Origin of the sequence: Bacillus cereus group sp. MYBK216-1, from assembly GCF_051916495.1 — a bacterium.
GTDB lineage: Bacteria > Bacillota > Bacilli > Bacillales > Bacillaceae_G > Bacillus_A > Bacillus_A thuringiensis_K.
The window spans coordinates 41,504-58,850 of sequence record NZ_JBQAGT010000016.1; the positions used below are offsets into that span (position 1 = coordinate 41,504).

The following is a 17,347-nucleotide window of genomic DNA, read 5'->3' on the forward strand; positions in this document are numbered from 1 at the left end:
TAATGTAACTAAAGAATAATAAGGTTAGCTATATTGCTTAAATCTCCTAATTCCTTCTGAACAGTACCAGGTAATATCGAATCCAAAGCGAATGCATATAAATATCTTGTTTTATCTTCCAAACTATGAAAGCTGTTAATTTCCACATCATATTGTTTAAAGATCCTGCGTAAAACAAATTCAAAGTCAGCTCTTTCCGAAATCGCAATAACAACTGGCAATGGCCCCTGCAGATCTAAGCTAAAACCATCAATTTCAACATGTTTGACTTCAATCAACCCACCACCGACCGAAATACCCATCGTTCTAATACTTCGACTTTCATCCTCTACATATACATCTGCCGTATTTGGATGACCGGCAGGACTATTACCCGATTTTTCAATAAAGGTAATGTCAATTCCCTTAGACTCTGCTATTTTAATAGCATCTGGCACTTTGCTGTCATCGGCAGCAAAGCCTAATATACCAGCAATAATTGCAAAATCAGTTCCATGACCTTTATGGGTTTCAGCAAATGATTCATAATACTTTACTACAACTTTTTTTGGAAGACCTTGAAATAATCTATTAGCAACTGTTCCGATAGCCAAAGCACCTGCAGTATGTGAACTTGAAGGACCTATCATTATGGGCCCAATCACATCAAAACAACTTTTATATTTAACAATCTTTTTTTCTTTAATAGATGCTACATTCATGTTCATATAAACACCCCCATAATTTATTATTTTTAATTACAGTTGAATCTAATTTATTGGAATGACCAATTTAAAATAAAATTTGTTTGATAGCGCTTTCTTTATTGAGTTGAATAAACTTCCCTTCTGATTCACTACCCTCCGTATAGTAATCATATCAATATATCAAATCTTTAAAAATTACTGGCAAGTTCTTTAGAATTTTCAAACCCAAACGAGGTTTGTTATTTTCTCTAAAGGTATTGAATTATGTCTCGACGCCCTCATTATAACTTGTATATTTATAAGTTTAATCTTTTTTTATTTTTAGAAAGATTGAATAGACAGAATTTTGAATGGGTAATAAATTACACTTAGTATGTAGCAATTGTGTCCTTTGTTTGAAGCTGTATTAGTTAGTAAAAAAGCAAAAATAACACAGAGTTTCTTTCATAAACACATTGATTATATTGGAAAATCATTATAAAAATACTTATATTGCCCTTAGTTTGGATATCTTATTTTGGACGGGAAACCTGTTGCAATAAATAATTCATGCAGATGAAAAGGAATACATTAATGAAATATAAAACCCTTACGTATATTAATCACATAATTAGTATAAATATTAATTATCAGAAAAAAGGAACTTTTTTTTATGAACCTTAACATAAAGGATACGTTCCAAATAAAAAGGGGATTCCTAGTAGGCTCCTTTTTATGCTGTTTTTATATGAAAAATCCTCTTCAAAATGAAAATAAAAAGGGCTATTTCAGCCCATTTTTATTTATAAATCCTCTATATCATATTCAGTATATCCCTCATAATAGCAATTAATATTAATGCCTTTCATGAATACTTCACGGCTATTTATTTTTATCTACTAGTGCATTTTAGAGTAAATGCTTATTTACGCTTTTTATTTAGAATAATCTTTCATATGTAATTAAGATTTTTCACTCTCTGTAAAAAGTGATTTATGTTCTACTGGAGAAGAAAGCACTATTAAGGTTGTAGGCTTTCCATACTCTAAGCACAAATTAATATAGTTTTCGAGTGTATGTACTGATTCTGTCACTACCTTTGTTAAATAACTATATAAACCGGCAATACGATGGCATTCGACTACATCTGGATGTTCCATTGCAAATTTTTTATATTTGTTGCAATCTCTTGGTTCCATTAAAACAAACGCGGTAATATGTTTTTTTAATTCTTTCGGATTAACAATTGTACGATAACTTATAATGACACCCTGTTCCTCTAGTCTTCTGACCCGCTCTGTAACAGAAGGGGAACTCAAACCTACCAGCTTTCCTATTTCAACCATACTTAAACGTGCATTTTCCTGAAGATGTGAAAGAATCTTTAAATCTGTTTGATCCATTAATGTATCTCCCCTTGATTAATTAAGAATACAATTAATAATTCTTAAATTTTTTAAGAAAATTATAATTAATACATAAATTATAGCATGTTATCTTTTTTTAAAACTTTATATAATTGATATCAATTAACGAAAGAGAGGCTGAATATCTTGACACAACAATCATTGAAACGTTCAATTACTTGGGTACAAGGGACTGCATTAACCATAGGAGCTGTGTTGGGTTGTGGAATTCTTATATTACCCTCAATTACTGCAAATAGCGCTGGACCAGCTTCGCTTTTATCTTGGGTTATCATGTCTATATTAGCTTTTCCCATTGTCGCAACTCTGGCGCGTCTTGCTAAGATGATTCCTAGCGCAGGAGGAATTACAGCTTATGTTCAAATGGCATTTAATGCAAATACGAGTGCCATCCTAGGGTGGATTATGTTAGGATCTATTCCTATAGGAGTACCTATTATCGCTTTAACAGGTGCCCAATATATTGACTATGTTTTTCCAATAAGTAATGCAGGAGTTATAGGCATTGCGGCAGTAATTTTGATTACTTCTTTACTCTTACATATTAAAGGAATTGAGTTATCATCAAAAGTGAGTGTGTTTGTCATTTGTGTAATTTCACTTCTAATAATTGTGGCTGTTGTCGTTTCTATCCCCTATGTAAAATTAAGTTCTTTTACACCTTTTGTACCAAACGGATGGTCTTCTGTTGGAGCTTCTTCTGTAATTATCTTTTTCTCATTTGTAGGATGGGAGATGATAACCCCATTAGCTGAAGAGTTTAAAAGACCTGCTAAAGATATTTCCATTAGTCTATTTTTAGGGGCAATTTGCATCTCAATTATGTACATTGCAATATCTTTTGTAACAATAGGGACTCACTCATATGGTGATAAGAACCAGATAGCTTCCCTTAGTATTCTAATATCAAAAGGATTGGGACCAATAGGTACATATATAACCACTATTTTAGCAATTTTCATTTCTTTTAGTGCTGTACATGCTAACATTGCAGGTTTTTCAAGAATGATTTATGCCCAAGCTAGAGAAGGACATTTCCCTTCCTTCTTTGCTAAATTACATTCTAAATTCCAAACTCCAACTAGAGTTTTACTAGCTTTAGGCGGAATTTTTAGTTGTATTTTAATTTTTTATGGTATAGCACGACCAAATTTAGAGATGCTTCTAAAAGGCCCTAGTGTAATTTTTATTACCTCGTATATTTTTACAATGCTAGCCGCTCTTAAGTTATTAAAAGTTCAAGATATAGGTTGGTGGATGGCCTTCCTATCTTTGGTTATATGTATTTTTGTATATTCATTTAGTGGTTGGGCGATTTTCTATCCAGTAATCTTATCATTCATAGGTGGGATCTATATACTTATGAATAAAAAGTCCAGCACTGTAATCGATCATCAATTAGATACACCTAATGAAAAATAGTTTCATAATCTCTATAAACTAATTCTACAAATTATATAATGTTATTAACACTATCAAGATTGGAATAGATATAAATTCTACTAACTTATAATTAGCTCAAATTAACTTTATGAAATATGAATAATTATGTGTATTTAAGAAAAAACCAGGATAACTTTTTAAAATCATCCTGGTTTTTTCTGTATAAAATGAATTTCGTTATTTTTATTTATTTCCTCAATTATATTTTTCTTCACAACAAATAACCAAACAGATACATCATTTAATTATGTAAAAAATATATAATTAAATACCCATATAAACTACATAAAATTTAAACCAGCATATCAGCGAAAGTGGATCCAACGTTGTTTTTACGCTTCATATGCTTTTCTAAATATATTTTAGTCGTTTGAATATTTTCATGGCCAAGTGTTTGCATTAAATGATATAAATCTGCATTACCTTGTTCTACTGCCATAATTGCAAAAGCATGACGGAATGTATGCGCCGTTACTGGATTTTCACGATACAGTAGAAACTCTAAGTTTGTCTTTTTTATCATATCTGTTACTTGATTCGATAATGTTTTAGAGTTATAAGTATTTCCTCTTTGATTTATAAATACCGGACTCTCATCCCCTTTATCCAATACCGTTTGGCACCCTCTTCTCAGCCTCATTTCACAAATACATTGATATAAATGTTCCGAAATAAAAAGTTCACGCACTTTATCCCCTTTTCCAGTGATTTTTAACCAGTACTTTCCGTCATAATGTAAATCTTTCACTCTCGCGGTGCACAATTCTTGAATTCTTGCACCAGTACTTGCTAGAGCCAGTAAAATTGTATAGTTTACTAAATGTCCTCTTTCTTTATAAAATCCTAAAATTTTCATAACCTCATCATAGGATAGGTCCCGATTTGGCCGATCCTGCTCATTCACATTTGCGCGCTGTAGTTCTTCATGAAGAGGCTTTTCAATATAAGAAAATACATGTAGATGTTTTAGAAAAGAACGAATGAGCACTGTTTTCTTTGCAAGTGTCGCGACTGCATACGTTTCACCATTCCTACCGTTCTCTACCCGTTTCAACCAAGAATTGTATTTACGTATATGCCAAGGTTGCAATGTTTTCAATAAAGAGTCCTTTTGCTGTACCTCTTCCCCATTCAATTCAAATTCTTCTGCATGCTGCACCATGCACTGACAAAATGATAAGATTTCTGAGATATAACTCTTTTTCGTATCCTCTTTTCTATTCTTCTTCTCATCCATATCTTTTTGTAAATGTACGAAATGATAAATGACTTCTATGTCACTTAAATACGTATATTTACCCTTTCCTTCTTTTTCTGCAACCTCCATCTTATCTTCCACCATATCTATATAACTGTTGTTATATAGATATGGAACGATATCTTTTATATTCTCTACATATGTATCCATATACTCACTTTGATTGTTTATAATTAATAAATTTTCTTTTACATTTTTTTTATTCATATTTCGAATTCACCACTCCTATAGAAGATTATGAATACAATTCTCTTTATTACCTATAATTATTATTTTATTTTACTTCTATTAATTATACAAATGATAATTCATTTTCTTTCTGTAAGAACGTTATATTCTTCTCTATCTACTTATAATTATATTTTTTTATAATTTATTATTAAATAGATATCTTTTAACAATTAAATAATTAAAATTCATAGTGATTTTATAATAAAAACAACTATAACAATTCATTAACATATAGATTGAATGAAAAATATTTCTAAACCATAACAATGAATACTATATTTAATAAAATCTATTTCTTATTTTAAATATAAATCAGATTCTGATATGATATATACATACCTAAAATATTAACAAACGATAGTTATGGAGGTGTCCTTTTATGACACAAGATTTATTGTTCATTACAAAACCTACTGTAACGACCAAAGAGGCAGCTGACTTATTAGGAGTAACGGTACAAACAATTTTAAAAAAAGAAAAAGATGGATTAATAGAATGTGTATATAAAGATAACTGGAAGCAATTCGGTAGTAAGATTTTCTATTTAGAGGATATTGAACGTTTACAAAATCAAAATAAGGTTAAAGGCCTTAGCACAAAAGAAGTAGCTGAAATTCTTAATGTTGCACCATCTACTATCTTTACATACATCAAATCTGGAAAATTACCCGCCACAATGATAGAAAAAAGAGGAAAACAAGTATATCTTATCGATGAGGAAGAACTAGAGATTTTTATGCTTGATTATGAAAAAACCAAAACAAAAGAGCGAAAAACATTCATTACGAAAATTCAAAATGAAGATATATACTTATATCAATTATTAACACATCAACATAACGGAAAAACAGCTAGGGTAATAGAGATCAATGGAGCAGACGGTAAGATTCTTACAGAAGACGAGGATATTTTCCCTATATCCACTTATAAACAATATGATTACACCTTTGAACCATTCATTAAAAAAGCGGTAATTACAAAACGAGGGTATTTATCTTTTTCCTTTAAAAAACCTCAATTATTTAATTCCATTACTTATAATCTAATAAACTTATTTTATAAGGAGCTAGGTATCACAAATATGAGATTGAGTATTTCAGCAGATACTATCAAATTAGAAATTAAACCTTTCGTATTACAAGTAGATCCATTGCAGTTTCAAGAAGAGATTAAGTACTTACATTCTCATATGAAATCTGGCACGATTCTTCCACATGTAGAAGGTATTTACTTTAAAAGTAATGTAGAGCCATTAACTTTTCATGCAGATCATGAATTTAAGCAAAAAGTAGTTCAAATGGCAGCGGAAGCTGGTATGAGACAGGAAGAATTCTTATTGCAAGCTGTAAAATCTTATATAACAAATTTAAAAAAACACTAAATCTACTACTTATTAAAAGAAGCGTAGAAATAAGATCTTTCTACGCTTTTAAAATATTAGTCACTCGCAATGAATACAACAAAGGGAAAATATCATAAAATTAAAATGTACATTTCCTATTTTTGCGAATTAAAGGGATCCATACCCACATCCATCAAGCTAAAGTTTTGAAGTACCCTCTAAATGAAATTTTTCTTTCTCTACATAACGTGACCTAATTGATACTACGAAATACAAAAACATCCTGCATGTTTGAACCATGCAGGATGTTTTCTAGTCTTTGTTTTTCATAATGTAAGTAACCAGACGAAGGATCTCTAGATATAACCATACTAATGTCATCATAAGTCCTACTGCGCTGTACCATTCCATATACTTTGGTGCTCCACTATGAGTACCATGTTCAATTGAATCAAAATCTAGTAATAAATCTAATGCAGCAACAACAATTACAATTGCACTTATGATAATACTAATTGTCCCACCTTGATGAATATATGGAACAGTCACCCCTAAGATGCTCAATAAGAAAACAATAAAATACATAATAAAAATTCCAAGTGTTGCAACCGTTACAACCGCACGAAACTTTTTAGTTACTTTTACTATTCGAGTTGCGTATAACACTAACATGGAAAATAAAATCGAAATTGTTAGTAATACGGCAGTTAAAGCGATAGAATCACCAAAGCGCATTGTATAATATGCTGAAATACTTCCTAATAAAACCCCTTGTAATATTGCGTAAATCGGTGCGCAAATTGGGGATATGCGCGGAACGAATATAACCACAAAAGCGACAATTAGAGTAACTATTATAATTCCAATTAACACGGGTATTTTCATTGTCTCTTGTGTCATCTGTACGTAGGAATAGACAGATGCTGCAAGAAGTAAGATAAGCAAAATGAATGTTTTTCCTATCGTTCCACCTATTGTCATCGTAGAAGCGCTTGTCTTCTTTTCATGGAATTTGTCTTTTTTTAACATTGGATTAGATGTTTTCATGCTTTCCTCCCAAAATATCTTTTACTTATAAAGTGATTTTTTATATCTCTAATTTCTTATTGATAATGCGACCTGTAATCGCTACGAGTACAATTATTAACAAGCAAGTAAAACATAGACCCAAAATAGTGAAATCTTCAATAGGGTAAAATGATGTATCAAAAAAATCATTCTTATCCATGAACCCAGAACTTTTAATAGTAACTGCATACTTCTCTAATTTACTTAACACATTCATTACTATTGTTTGTATTGTTGAAAAGATAGCAACGAAAATGATGAATAAAATTATTTTACTCATCCATGACTTCACTGGAAACAGCCTTATAATGGCTATGATAAAATAACAAGAAATAAGGATACTCATGAAATCGATTCCCCATAAAAGAAAAGCAAATATGTGTTGGAAGATTCCGTAACTATACAACTTGTGATATTCTTGTCGAAATTCTCCGGTTACTTCCCCACCATAAAGACTCGGATTATAACCAATTACTTTTCCATCATAAAGACTTTGTGAAAAATAATATGAAAAAATTAAGCCTATACCTAATAAAATAATAAACATTAATGTAAAAAATAATAAATTCGTATATATATATTTTTGGGTTGGGATGGCTGTATAACGAATCATAGAATTTTTTAATATTTTATTGAAAGAAGGCAGCGCTATTAGAAGAAGTAAAAATGCAGCTATACCAATTATTATTAGGTATATGAGTAATACTAAATCCTTTATAAACGGAGGTAGTACCCTTGAGAGTCCTATCGTACTAAATAAAAGAAGTAAAGAAATAATAATAAAACCAGAATAAAAGACTGCTATTTTTTTTCTATTGCACTTATATAAATAGAGAAAAAGTGGGTTCATTGCTCAAACACCTCCCTAAACAATTCATGTACTGCTTTCCCGTGATGAAAACGAATTTCCTCTACGTTTTCATGTAATATAATAGTTCCGTCTTTTAAAAAGATTACTTCATCAAATATATTTTCGGTTTCTTCTATTAAATGAGTTGAAATGAGAATGGTACAATCTTCTCGGTAAAATTTAAGAATTAAATCTAGTACATGTTTTCTAGAAACAAGATCAATTCCACCCAATGGCTCATCTAATATATATAACTTTGCTTTCCTGGAGAAAGTTAAGATAAGTTGTAATTTTTCCACTCCACCTTTTGATAAAGCAACTATATGCTCTTCTAATGGCATTTTAAACTCAGCTATTAAGTCCATTGCCTGATGAAAATCAAAGTCACTATAAAAATCCCGATAGAAAACTACAGCATCTTTTATCGTCATCCACTCGTCAAAAACAGGACTATCAGGCATAAATGAAACAGTTTTCTTTGTTTCTATTCCTACCTTCTGACCTTCAATTGTGATAGTTCCTTTAGAAGGATAACGCAAACCAGCAATCATTTTTAATAATGTCGTTTTTCCGCTACCATTATCACCAACAAGACCAATAATTTTCCCTTCAGAAATTGTTGCACTTAAATCTTGAAGCACTGTTTTTAAGTTATATCTTTTCCACAGATTTTCAATTTTTAATAACTCTGTCATTCGTTTTCCTTCCTTTTCTTTTCTAATGAAGAATGGAGGATTGGAAGAATTTCTTCTTTCGTAAATCCTAAATTGTCCATTCCATTTATAAAATTATCAAGCAACTCTGTTGCCATTTCTTTGCGTAGTTCAGTAATCTTTTCTCCTTCACTCGTTACAAATCTCCCTGTTCCTCTTCGTGTCACAGCAATACCTTCTCGTTCTAGCTCTTGAAATGTGCGTTGAATCGTATTGGGATTCACTTGTAATTCACTGGCTAGTTCACGTACAGCTGGGATTTTATCACCCGGTGCTAAACGACCTGTTACAATTTCCTTTTTTATGTATTCCATTACCTGAATATAAATCGGGATATTAGGAGAAAAATCAATTTCCATTTCTTCCCTCCTCAGTATTAGTGTACTAGATGAATAATACACTAATACTGATTGTGTGTAAATGGTAATTTTTCCAAACTATATATAATAAATAAAGGATGATATCTGAAAGAAATACGGCCAAAAACCAGTTCTTAAACTCATTACTAAAAACAAAATCCCATAACAAACATTAAATGTCGTTTATGGAAATTTGTTAACGTACGGTAAAACCCAGGTTTTTAACTTAGAAATTCCTTAGCATACGAAGTTCGCGTTTAGTTGGCGCGACCTCATTATTAACTCGTCTATTAATTTAAATGTAGCTCTGTTAATCTCGAAATACACTTTCAACTTACCAACTATGAATTTTATTTTCATCTGCCTCACTCTCTTTTTTGATTTGATAAATCATTTTAGTTAATCGGACACGTAAATATAATTCTTAAGCTGTTCGACTGTTTTTTATGTAAAAGTAGCAATTGTTCATAACAAACAAAATAACAGTGTTTTGAATGTATCCTTTTTGGATATTTATTCGAAATATGAAGAAATGTTATAAACACAGTGATTGAAAGAAAGTAAACTTTTGGGTAAAAGTTTACTTTCTTTTTATTGTATTATTATTGGCTAAGTAGTTTAGAGTTTCTTGTCCTATGTTCAAAAAGTTTAGACTTTCATGTCCCGTTATTGAGACATGAAAATGGATACTTTTTAGACACGAAAGTAGATACTTCTTGAATATCTTTCGTTACTAATATAAATTCCAAATGAATTTTCACTTCACATTTAATAAGGTTTTGCTGAAATGCAAAAAAAGAGAGCAAAACTCTCTTTTCATTTAATCAATATTATTTTTAAAAATTTAAATAATAAAAAATAGCCAGTTAAAAGAGCGTGTTGTTATATATTTAGCTAAACACACTCTTACCAATATTTAAACCCTATATTAATTTCTTATTCCATTCATTTAACTTATTCATCCTTTTTTTTATTCGGTTATAAGCTTCAAATTCATAACCTTTTTCATTTAATCTTTTTATAATCTGTGTGCTGCTACCATCCTGCACTTGCATTCATACCAGATCCCATAAAATTAATAAATAATGGCCATAATAACGGCCATAACGTAAGAAGTATATTTAGAATTATAAGTATACTATATACCCCAGGGAAATTATGATTTTTACTACTTACCAATACTAAAATCGATAATAATATTATGGGTATTAAATATAAAAATATCATTATAAACCAATACCATGTCATTAAAGTAAGACTCAATGGTCCTAATATCTCGTGTACAACTCCGAATGATATTCCTAATGCTCCAAAACTAAAGGTTGTAATTATTGTTTTTAGAAGCACTTTAGCCAATTTTGAATCGTACGTTTTTCTACTATATAGACCTATCACAATATACAACGATAGATATGCCATTAATACACCTATCCAAATCAATAGCCAGTCTGCATCTAACATAAAGATGTCAAACAGCGCCCAACACACCCCTACTATTGAAAAAACAAGGGAAATAATTATATATTTTAAAACTGGTTTCATGTTCATTTCACGTCCTTTAAAAACTTAAGAATACATTATTAGCTTGTATTCTTCTTTTTCTATCGCTTTACTATAGTCTGTTGTATATTCAATAACAGTAATCCCTTTACTTCTAAGTAGATTTTTTTCCACGGTTTCGCATCAGTTGACAGTTTGAAAATTAATATTAATTTATTTTAATTAAATATACATTAACATTATATTAAGTATAAGTAAATAAAATTAATTTAAATTTAATATACTCCACTCATTTAATGGAGATTATTTATATGAACAATATTAATGTTGTTCAAAAAATTATGGCATTTCGAAAAGGTGCAGAATTAACTAGTAAACATTTAGCTGAAATAGCTGATACAACGCTTTCCATGTTAAGTAAGATTGATCAATGGATCACGAATCCACCCTTACAAACACTAAAGTTAATTTCTGTAGCATTAAATATTCTTTTATTAAATTTTTTCTTGGAAAATACCAATACAGAAGAATTAGTTGTAAGAGCTAACCAAAGATAAAAATAACTTTCCCTGAAAGCGGTAATGTTTCGTATGAGTTATTATCTCCTAATTTAGATGGATCACTGGAATTGACTTTAATCAATCAGCTACCTCAAACCGCTTCATCTATGGAGCCTGTGGCACATAAAGGTGAAGAAATAGCATTTATTATAAAAGGGCACGTAAAACTATATCTAAATGATGAGGTTTTACTTGAGATCCAGGTGATAGCGGTAAAATACATCACCATTTGCTAGTATTCTTCCATTACTTCTTTTTGAATTATACTCCCTCCTGTTCTCCATACAATATACCTACCTAGATTCAATTTATGTTTTAAATTGTTATTTTTTATCCACCTCAATCAAGCTAGCAAAACTAAATATCATTTTACTTTTTTATTATATAGACTATACTAATTTCTCTTCCCACTTATAGGTTTCGTTTAAGCTAAAAAATATAGCCTCAAGAACGGGATCCTGAGACTCTATTTTTATTTTAGAAAGGACAGCATAACTTTCTCTGTTTCTTCTTTACTTAAATCACCTGCAATAATAAAGACTTGAAAAGCGCTATTCTTTCCTTTTGCAGGAACAATCATTTGCATTACTTTATAGGTTTCCTCTGTATCAAGACTTTCAACTAAGGTTATTTTTGTACCTTCTAATTCATAATTTGTTACCTTTTCATTATAATCCGCTTTTTTATTCGAGAATTCTATTCCCTCAGCAGTAACTGCAGATTGGTGCACAATATATACATTATCTTTACTTTCATTTTGATATTCATAAATAAAATCGGGATTCATTTTTCCAGTAGTCATCGGTGTATTAACACCTTCTCCAGTTAATTTAAACCCTTTTACCACATAACTTGGGGTGTTAATTGGAAAATCAACATATTTCTGTGCTTCCTTTTTAGTTAATCTAAAATGCGAATGAATTTTCTCTCTAAATGGTCCAATTTCTTCACTGTTTTTCTCATATTTTTTTTCCTCTTCTGGGTCTAACTTTTCAGGACTTCCTACTTGCCTTACTTTTTTATCTAAAATATGTGCTTCTGTTTCCAATGTAATGAATCGATCAAATTCTTCTTTCGTAAACAGATTCCTCGCCACTCCAATCTCTGTAAGTAAAGTATTATAGTCTCCTTCGGAAACAAAAAATTCTGCTTCTGCTTGTTCTTTTGTACCAATCATTTTTTCTACAATTCGCTGTATAGGAGCATCCGTTCGTGTTTTTAATTCTTTCATATTATTTTTCACTTCTAATTGTTGTTTCTCAGGGTTAGTCGGCTGATCAGCACGGGCGTTTAATAAGGATACAGATGATACTGCAATCACTGCCACAGCCCCTATCGCAGACCAACGATATGATTTTTTTTGGAATTTTTTAATCATTAGAATTCTCCTTTTTAACGCTCTCTTGTTTTTACTAAAATTTGCTATACTTGGTATTTGATAATAACTTGAGTAGTGTTCCAATAGACTAATAATAGTATGTCCATACGCAATTTGTTCCTCTGAATCTATACATGTAAGAGCTAATGCATCGCATGCTAGTTCTTGATCTTCCCGCATACATGAGTAGGCATACCATAGAATTGGATTAAACCAATTTAAAATGAGTAAGCCATGCATAAGCCAGTTCACACCAACATCTCTTCGCTTGATGTGAGCTAATTCATGATAAAAAATATATCGTAACTGTTGTTCATCTAATATTTCCATATGTACAGTTGACAATAACAACTTGGGACGAATAAATCCGAACACTGTTGGACTGGAAACCTTTCCAGATACAAATAGAGGGATATTCCGTTGAATAGACATAGAGTGCTTACACTTTTCAAAAATCTGGATAATCTTTTCATCTGTAATAACAGGTTGTTTTTTTATGTAAAGTAATAAACGCCTGTTCATTATAAAAGTAGCAAAGCATAGAAGGATAACTCCAGTAAGCCAAATGTATATAAAGATTGTATAGAATGGAACCGTCTTTTCATCCTGCTTTTCATTATTGTATGTTTGTGTCTTATTTGTCTGAGTTGTTTGTGTTGAACTTGAGGTATAAGTATCTTCTTTTGTGAGCTCCTTTGTATTATCTATATTCTTCAATTCTTGCATACGTTCTTTTGTAAGAATACTAGCTACAGGGTTTTGGCTAGAAATAAATACATCATCATTCTTGTAAGTAAGAACAGAATAGATACTATAGGAACTATCTGGCGACCAAGGTAATACAAGTCTTATAATTAATATGATCCATAGCATATATTGCCAACGTGGAGTTAACTTATTTCTAAACAAGACCTTGATACACAAAATTAGGCCCACTAATATACTAGCCATAATGGAAGTCTCAATCATCCAATCAAAAAAAGCAGGTAGATAGATATTTATAAATTTTTCTATCACTATAATCTATCCTTCCTCTGATTTTCCTCAGTTTTCTCATCCAGAATACGTTTAAGTTCGTTAATATCTTCTGAAGACAGCTTTTCTTCTTTTAAGAAATTTACAAGTAAAGGTTTAAATGCTGCACCATAGAAACGTTTAAGTAAAGATTTCGTTTCCACTTGTAAATAACTATCTTGGGATACCAAAGGATAATAAGCATACATACGTCCTTTATATTGATGATAAGCAACTGCTTCTTTTTGGACTAATCGATTAATCAGCGTTCGAATTGTTTTTAGTTTCCAATCCATTTTCACCTCTAACGCTTCAATCACCTCATTTGCCGTTTGTGGAGATTTTGACCACAGTACTTTCATAACTTCTAACTCAGCTTCTGAAATTTTAGGTAATTCATTCATTGTTTAAAATTACACCCCTCGTATTACATTTGTAATCCACAACTGAATATTACACTTGTAATCTCTTGTTGTCAAGCTTGTTCGGTGTTTGTGGAATCCTTTCCTATCCCCATCAACATAAGAATGGAAAAAATTAAAAGAAGTTTAGACTCTCATGTCCTGCTAATGAGATAAGAAAGTAAATCCTTCATGAATATTTTTGTTACTACTATAGAACTGGATTTTAACTTCACATCTATTTAGTATTTGCTATTTTTACAAAGTTTCCACTTTGGTGTCTTTGTTTAAAAAAGTACCCATTTTCTTGTCTCGATATATGGACAGGAAAGTGGGTACTAAATGAAATGTATCAGTAGATAATTTAGCATTGTACACTATAAAATAAGTTCCTACTTTCATTTCGAGAACTTAGTTGGGACAAGAAACTCTAAACTGAAATTTTTTAGATCTATATAATATCCATTTAACCTAATGTTAAACAAAATAAGTAAATTCGAAAGAATATAATTTATTTAAAGAAAACTCCCCAAAAATATGAATTTTTAGGGATTAGATGCATTATACGCATAAACGATTTACCGCTAATTTCATTTTATGGTTTATATTAGTAATTAAATGAATTTCTTCTGCTTTTAGTTCAGTTGATTTCACGTTAGGTGAACACCCTACTTCCACAAACAATTCTATTGCAACCGTATCTTTACAAGCCCGTTTACCGAAGTGTAGGATTACTTTTTCTCAATTTATTTGATTTAGTACATTTACTAAAATATCTACCAAGAGCATGTATAAATCACTCGTTATTATAAAGGAGTATTTTTTATAGTTAACTTTTGAGTATTAAACAATGCTATTCTAGACTGATAACCTTTGAATCTTACATATTTGTCAAAGAAATAATCATCGTGGCTCCTAATTTAATGCTCCATCATCTCGTGGGCAATATCATGTCCATCCATATCCAATGGGTAGTAGGTAGGCCAGTGTATGACTTCATCCAATAAAGCTTCACGATTGTCACCCCAATACAAGTGGTAGTGATCAGCTTTATTCGGATAAATACCATGATCACTAAATTGAATATACTGAGGAACTCCTTCTGTTTTTTCTGCTAGTTTAAATATGTATCTTACACCTCTATTCCCTGCATCATATGTCAAAATTTTGTATCCATCATAGATATACTTACCAGAATATTCTTCTTTGTTTTTGTAGAATGTTACAGTATCTCCTTGAATCACGATACGGTTCACATCTGTTTGATATCCTTCATTATAATACTCCTTATATTCTTTGGCTGACATTTTACCTTTATGTTTCGCTTTGTATGCAAATACCTCATCAAGCGTTCCATCTTGTAAATATGGATATACCGATTGCCAGTCTCCTTTCCAATCGGAGAGTGGTCGATCCTTCACTTGGTTGTCTTCAAAATATCCTTCATAAATTCTTTCTGTTGCTTTGTCATGAGCATGACTATGATTATGACTGTGATCGTGTTCATTTTCATGTGTATGACTTTCAGTTGTTTGCTCTTGCTTTTCAGAAAGCTTCTCTGCAACTGATGCGGATTGTGTTGCTTCTTTTAAAGAATTCACGTTTTCTTCCATTAAAGTGAAGTAATCTTTATTATTCTTCGCATCGTCTTCAGAAATAGTAGCAAGGTGATTTAAGCGTAAAATTTTTGTACCAGTTTCTTTCTGAATAACTGATGCTACTTTTGGAGTAGAAAACGTTTCGAATAAAATGTATTTTAGACCGTATTCTTTAACTGTTTTTGTAATTTCAGCAAGCTTTTTTTGAGATGGTTCATCAGAAGCTGAAATCCCAGCAATAGGAATTTGTTTTAAACCATAGCGTTGTTCCCAGTAGCCATAGGCTGCATGGGAAACTAAAATTTCTTTCGTTTTTGCATTTGCTACAGCAGCTTTAAATCGATCGTCTAAATCTGTAAATTTAGTTTGAAGTGCTGCAAAATTCTTTTCGAATTCTTGTTTATGATCAGGCTGTTCTTCTACAAGAGCATTTTTGATTTTTTCAGCTTGTTTCATCGCTAGTATAGGATCTAACCACACGTGTGGGTCTTTATCGTGATGATGTTCATCTTCTTTATGTCCATCTCCATGATCATGATGTTCATCTTCGGTTGCGGCACGCAGTTCGATTCCTTTTGATGCATTTACAATTTTAACATTTTCTTTTTGTAAGGTTTTTTCCATTTTTTCAGCAAACGGTTCTAATTCTGCACCGTTATAAATGAATAAATCAGCTTTTGCAACTTTCACTGTTTGTTTTTGGCTTGGTTCAAATGTATGAGAATCTGCACCAGGAGGGTAAATTGCTTCAACATTTACATAGTCTCCACCAATTTTTTTTGCGAAATCAGCAAGTGGGAAAATAGTTGTATAAACTGTTAGCTTTTCATCTTTTTTTGCAGTCTCTTCTTTTTTATTTGAGCAACCAGCAAAAATTAAAGTGAAAATAAGTAGGAATGAAAACATAGTTGATTTTTTTAGCATAAAATTCTCCTCTTTTCTTTTTTACAAGTTTATTTCCTCCAATTCTATGAAGAAAATATCGTCTTAATATAAAACGTAATGATTACGCTTTAGTTTGCGAACCTAGTATAATACATCTTTATGAAATTCGCAATAAATAATAATCATTACGATTTATGGTAGAATTTCTTTGCCTATTCACCGAAAAAGGGGAATAAGACAGAAAATCCTAATTAATAAACAATCATGTAACAAAAAGGTAGAAGAATTATATTGTGACAAATTATTTTTGAGACAGTATTTAGTTACATCTAAGTTCCATACGATTTCACTTTAGGATTATTTTTCATCTATTTTAATTGTTATTTTGCACTATAAGGGGTACCGCCCCACATCCATCAACTTAAGGTATATTTTTAAACAAAATGCGGTCTTTCCATATAGTTTTTTATTATCTTTTGTAGATTTTATAAAAGCGGGCATATCAAATAAACCCTGACGGGTTTCAATTTTTTACTATGCTACTTGATGAGTAGAAGTGGTATACTCATAAACAACACCCAAAATATCAAAGACTGTCTTTTTCTCGTATCGATGAGATTTTCGTCCGTTGTGCTGTAGGAGGTTAAACAGACGA

13 protein-coding genes and 4 pseudogenes are annotated in these 17,347 nt (G+C 31.0%); 3 read left to right on the plus strand and 14 right to left on the minus strand.

Annotated elements, in window-relative coordinates; genetic code table 11:
* Nucleotides 1-8: 8 nt before the first annotated feature.
* From sdaAB to ACTFRH_RS28195, 3 genes and pseudogenes are all read right to left on the minus strand, one after another.
* Complete coding sequence (gene sdaAB, locus ACTFRH_RS28185) at nt 9-707, minus strand: L-serine ammonia-lyase, iron-sulfur-dependent subunit beta (protein ID WP_001057004.1); 699 nt, start codon at nt 705-707, stop codon at nt 9-11.
* Between the two features lie 761 nt (nt 708-1,468).
* Nucleotides 1,469-1,574: pseudogene (locus ACTFRH_RS28190) on the minus strand (protein adenylyltransferase Fic); the annotation flags it as partial.
* A 53-nt stretch (nt 1,575-1,627) separates the two neighbouring features.
* Complete coding sequence (locus tag ACTFRH_RS28195) at nt 1,628-2,068, minus strand: Lrp/AsnC family transcriptional regulator (RefSeq protein WP_000372881.1); 441 nt, start codon at nt 2,066-2,068, stop codon at nt 1,628-1,630.
* 150 nt (nt 2,069-2,218) lie between these two features.
* On the opposite strand from ACTFRH_RS28195, the gene ACTFRH_RS28200 reads away from it, so the two are divergent.
* Complete coding sequence (locus ACTFRH_RS28200) at nt 2,219-3,514, plus strand: APC family permease (protein WP_000193987.1); 1,296 nt, start codon at nt 2,219-2,221, stop codon at nt 3,512-3,514.
* Between the two features lie 313 nt (nt 3,515-3,827).
* On the opposite strand, the gene ACTFRH_RS28205 is transcribed toward ACTFRH_RS28200, so the two are convergent.
* Entirely contained in the window at nt 3,828-5,000 is a 1,173-nt protein-coding gene (locus ACTFRH_RS28205) for a tyrosine-type recombinase/integrase (protein ID WP_001035904.1), read from the minus strand.
* 403 nt (nt 5,001-5,403) lie between these two features.
* Between ACTFRH_RS28205 and ACTFRH_RS28210 the strand changes: the two genes are divergently transcribed.
* Nucleotides 5,404-6,405 (plus strand): helix-turn-helix domain-containing protein, encoded by a 1,002-nt coding sequence (locus ACTFRH_RS28210; RefSeq protein WP_000189830.1) that lies wholly within the window; start codon nt 5,404-5,406, stop codon nt 6,403-6,405.
* Between the two features lie 273 nt (nt 6,406-6,678).
* On the opposite strand, the gene ACTFRH_RS28215 is transcribed toward ACTFRH_RS28210, so the two are convergent.
* The 5 genes from ACTFRH_RS28215 to ACTFRH_RS28235 all read right to left on the minus strand — a co-directional run bounded on the left by ACTFRH_RS28215 (nt 6,679) and on the right by ACTFRH_RS28235 (nt 10,898).
* Nucleotides 6,679-7,413: a Bax inhibitor-1/YccA family protein gene (locus tag ACTFRH_RS28215; RefSeq protein ID WP_000858315.1), complete on the minus strand. Its 735-nt coding sequence runs from the start codon at nt 7,411-7,413 to the stop codon at nt 6,679-6,681.
* Nucleotides 7,414-7,453: 40 nt separating this feature from the next.
* Nucleotides 7,454-8,284 carry a hypothetical protein gene (locus ACTFRH_RS28220; RefSeq protein ID WP_001068583.1) on the minus strand — a complete coding sequence of 277 codons (831 nt, stop codon included), beginning with the start codon at nt 8,282-8,284 and terminating at the stop codon, nt 7,454-7,456.
* The gene (locus tag ACTFRH_RS28225; RefSeq protein WP_000137760.1) at nt 8,281-8,979 is read right to left on the minus strand and encodes an ABC transporter ATP-binding protein; all 699 of its coding nucleotides are present in this window, start codon (nt 8,977-8,979) and stop codon (nt 8,281-8,283) included. The genes ACTFRH_RS28220 and ACTFRH_RS28225 overlap by 4 nt, the downstream gene beginning before the upstream one ends.
* On the minus strand, nt 8,976-9,356 hold the full coding sequence (locus ACTFRH_RS28230) for a GntR family transcriptional regulator (RefSeq protein ID WP_000401820.1): 381 nt from the start codon (nt 9,354-9,356) through the stop codon (nt 8,976-8,978). The genes ACTFRH_RS28225 and ACTFRH_RS28230 overlap by 4 nt, the downstream gene beginning before the upstream one ends.
* Before the next feature lie 1,035 nt (nt 9,357-10,391).
* Complete coding sequence (locus tag ACTFRH_RS28235; RefSeq protein ID WP_000805762.1) at nt 10,392-10,898, minus strand: DUF3902 family protein; 507 nt, start codon at nt 10,896-10,898, stop codon at nt 10,392-10,394.
* Between the two features lie 269 nt (nt 10,899-11,167).
* On the opposite strand from ACTFRH_RS28235, the pseudogene ACTFRH_RS28240 reads away from it, so the two are divergent.
* Nucleotides 11,168-11,636, plus strand: a pseudogene (locus ACTFRH_RS28240) (MerR family transcriptional regulator); the annotation flags it as partial.
* 252 nt (nt 11,637-11,888) lie between these two features.
* Here ACTFRH_RS28240 and ACTFRH_RS28245 read toward each other — a convergent pair.
* From ACTFRH_RS28245 to ACTFRH_RS28265, 5 genes and pseudogenes are all read right to left on the minus strand, one after another.
* The gene (locus ACTFRH_RS28245) at nt 11,889-13,811 is read right to left on the minus strand and encodes a M56 family metallopeptidase (RefSeq protein ID WP_000570336.1); all 1,923 of its coding nucleotides are present in this window, start codon (nt 13,809-13,811) and stop codon (nt 11,889-11,891) included.
* The gene (locus tag ACTFRH_RS28250) at nt 13,811-14,212 is read right to left on the minus strand and encodes a BlaI/MecI/CopY family transcriptional regulator (protein ID WP_001004321.1); all 402 of its coding nucleotides are present in this window, start codon (nt 14,210-14,212) and stop codon (nt 13,811-13,813) included. The genes ACTFRH_RS28245 and ACTFRH_RS28250 overlap by 1 nt, the downstream gene beginning before the upstream one ends.
* Nucleotides 14,213-14,770: 558 nt before the next feature.
* Complete coding sequence (locus tag ACTFRH_RS28255) at nt 14,771-14,893, minus strand: hypothetical protein (protein WP_440049337.1); 123 nt, start codon at nt 14,891-14,893, stop codon at nt 14,771-14,773.
* Nucleotides 14,894-15,129: 236 nt separating this feature from the next.
* Nucleotides 15,130-15,759, minus strand: a pseudogene (locus ACTFRH_RS28260) (ZinT family metal-binding protein); the annotation flags it as partial.
* 27 nt (nt 15,760-15,786) lie between these two features.
* Nucleotides 15,787-16,731: pseudogene (locus ACTFRH_RS28265) on the minus strand (metal ABC transporter substrate-binding protein); the annotation flags it as partial.
* Nucleotides 16,732-17,347 lie beyond the last annotated feature (616 nt).

Coding starts and splice junctions, on each gene's coding strand:
- ACTFRH_RS28210 (WP_000189830.1), top strand. CDS start 5,404: ATGACACAAGATTTATTGTTCATTACAAAACCTACTGTAACGACCAAA.
- ACTFRH_RS28230 (WP_000401820.1), bottom strand. CDS start 9,356: ATGGAAATTGATTTTTCTCCTAATATCCCGATTTATATTCAGGTAATG.
- sdaAB (WP_001057004.1), bottom strand. CDS start 707: ATGAACATGAATGTAGCATCTATTAAAGAAAAAAAGATTGTTAAATAT.
- ACTFRH_RS28220 (WP_001068583.1), bottom strand. CDS start 8,284: ATGAACCCACTTTTTCTCTATTTATATAAGTGCAATAGAAAAAAAATA.
- ACTFRH_RS28195 (WP_000372881.1), bottom strand. CDS start 2,068: ATGGATCAAACAGATTTAAAGATTCTTTCACATCTTCAGGAAAATGCA.
- ACTFRH_RS28215 (WP_000858315.1), bottom strand. CDS start 7,413: ATGAAAACATCTAATCCAATGTTAAAAAAAGACAAATTCCATGAAAAG.
- ACTFRH_RS28225 (WP_000137760.1), bottom strand. CDS start 8,979: ATGACAGAGTTATTAAAAATTGAAAATCTGTGGAAAAGATATAACTTA.
- ACTFRH_RS28205 (WP_001035904.1), bottom strand. CDS start 5,000: ATGAATAAAAAAAATGTAAAAGAAAATTTATTAATTATAAACAATCAA.
- ACTFRH_RS28235 (WP_000805762.1), bottom strand. CDS start 10,898: ATGAAACCAGTTTTAAAATATATAATTATTTCCCTTGTTTTTTCAATA.
- ACTFRH_RS28250 (WP_001004321.1), bottom strand. CDS start 14,212: ATGAATGAATTACCTAAAATTTCAGAAGCTGAGTTAGAAGTTATGAAA.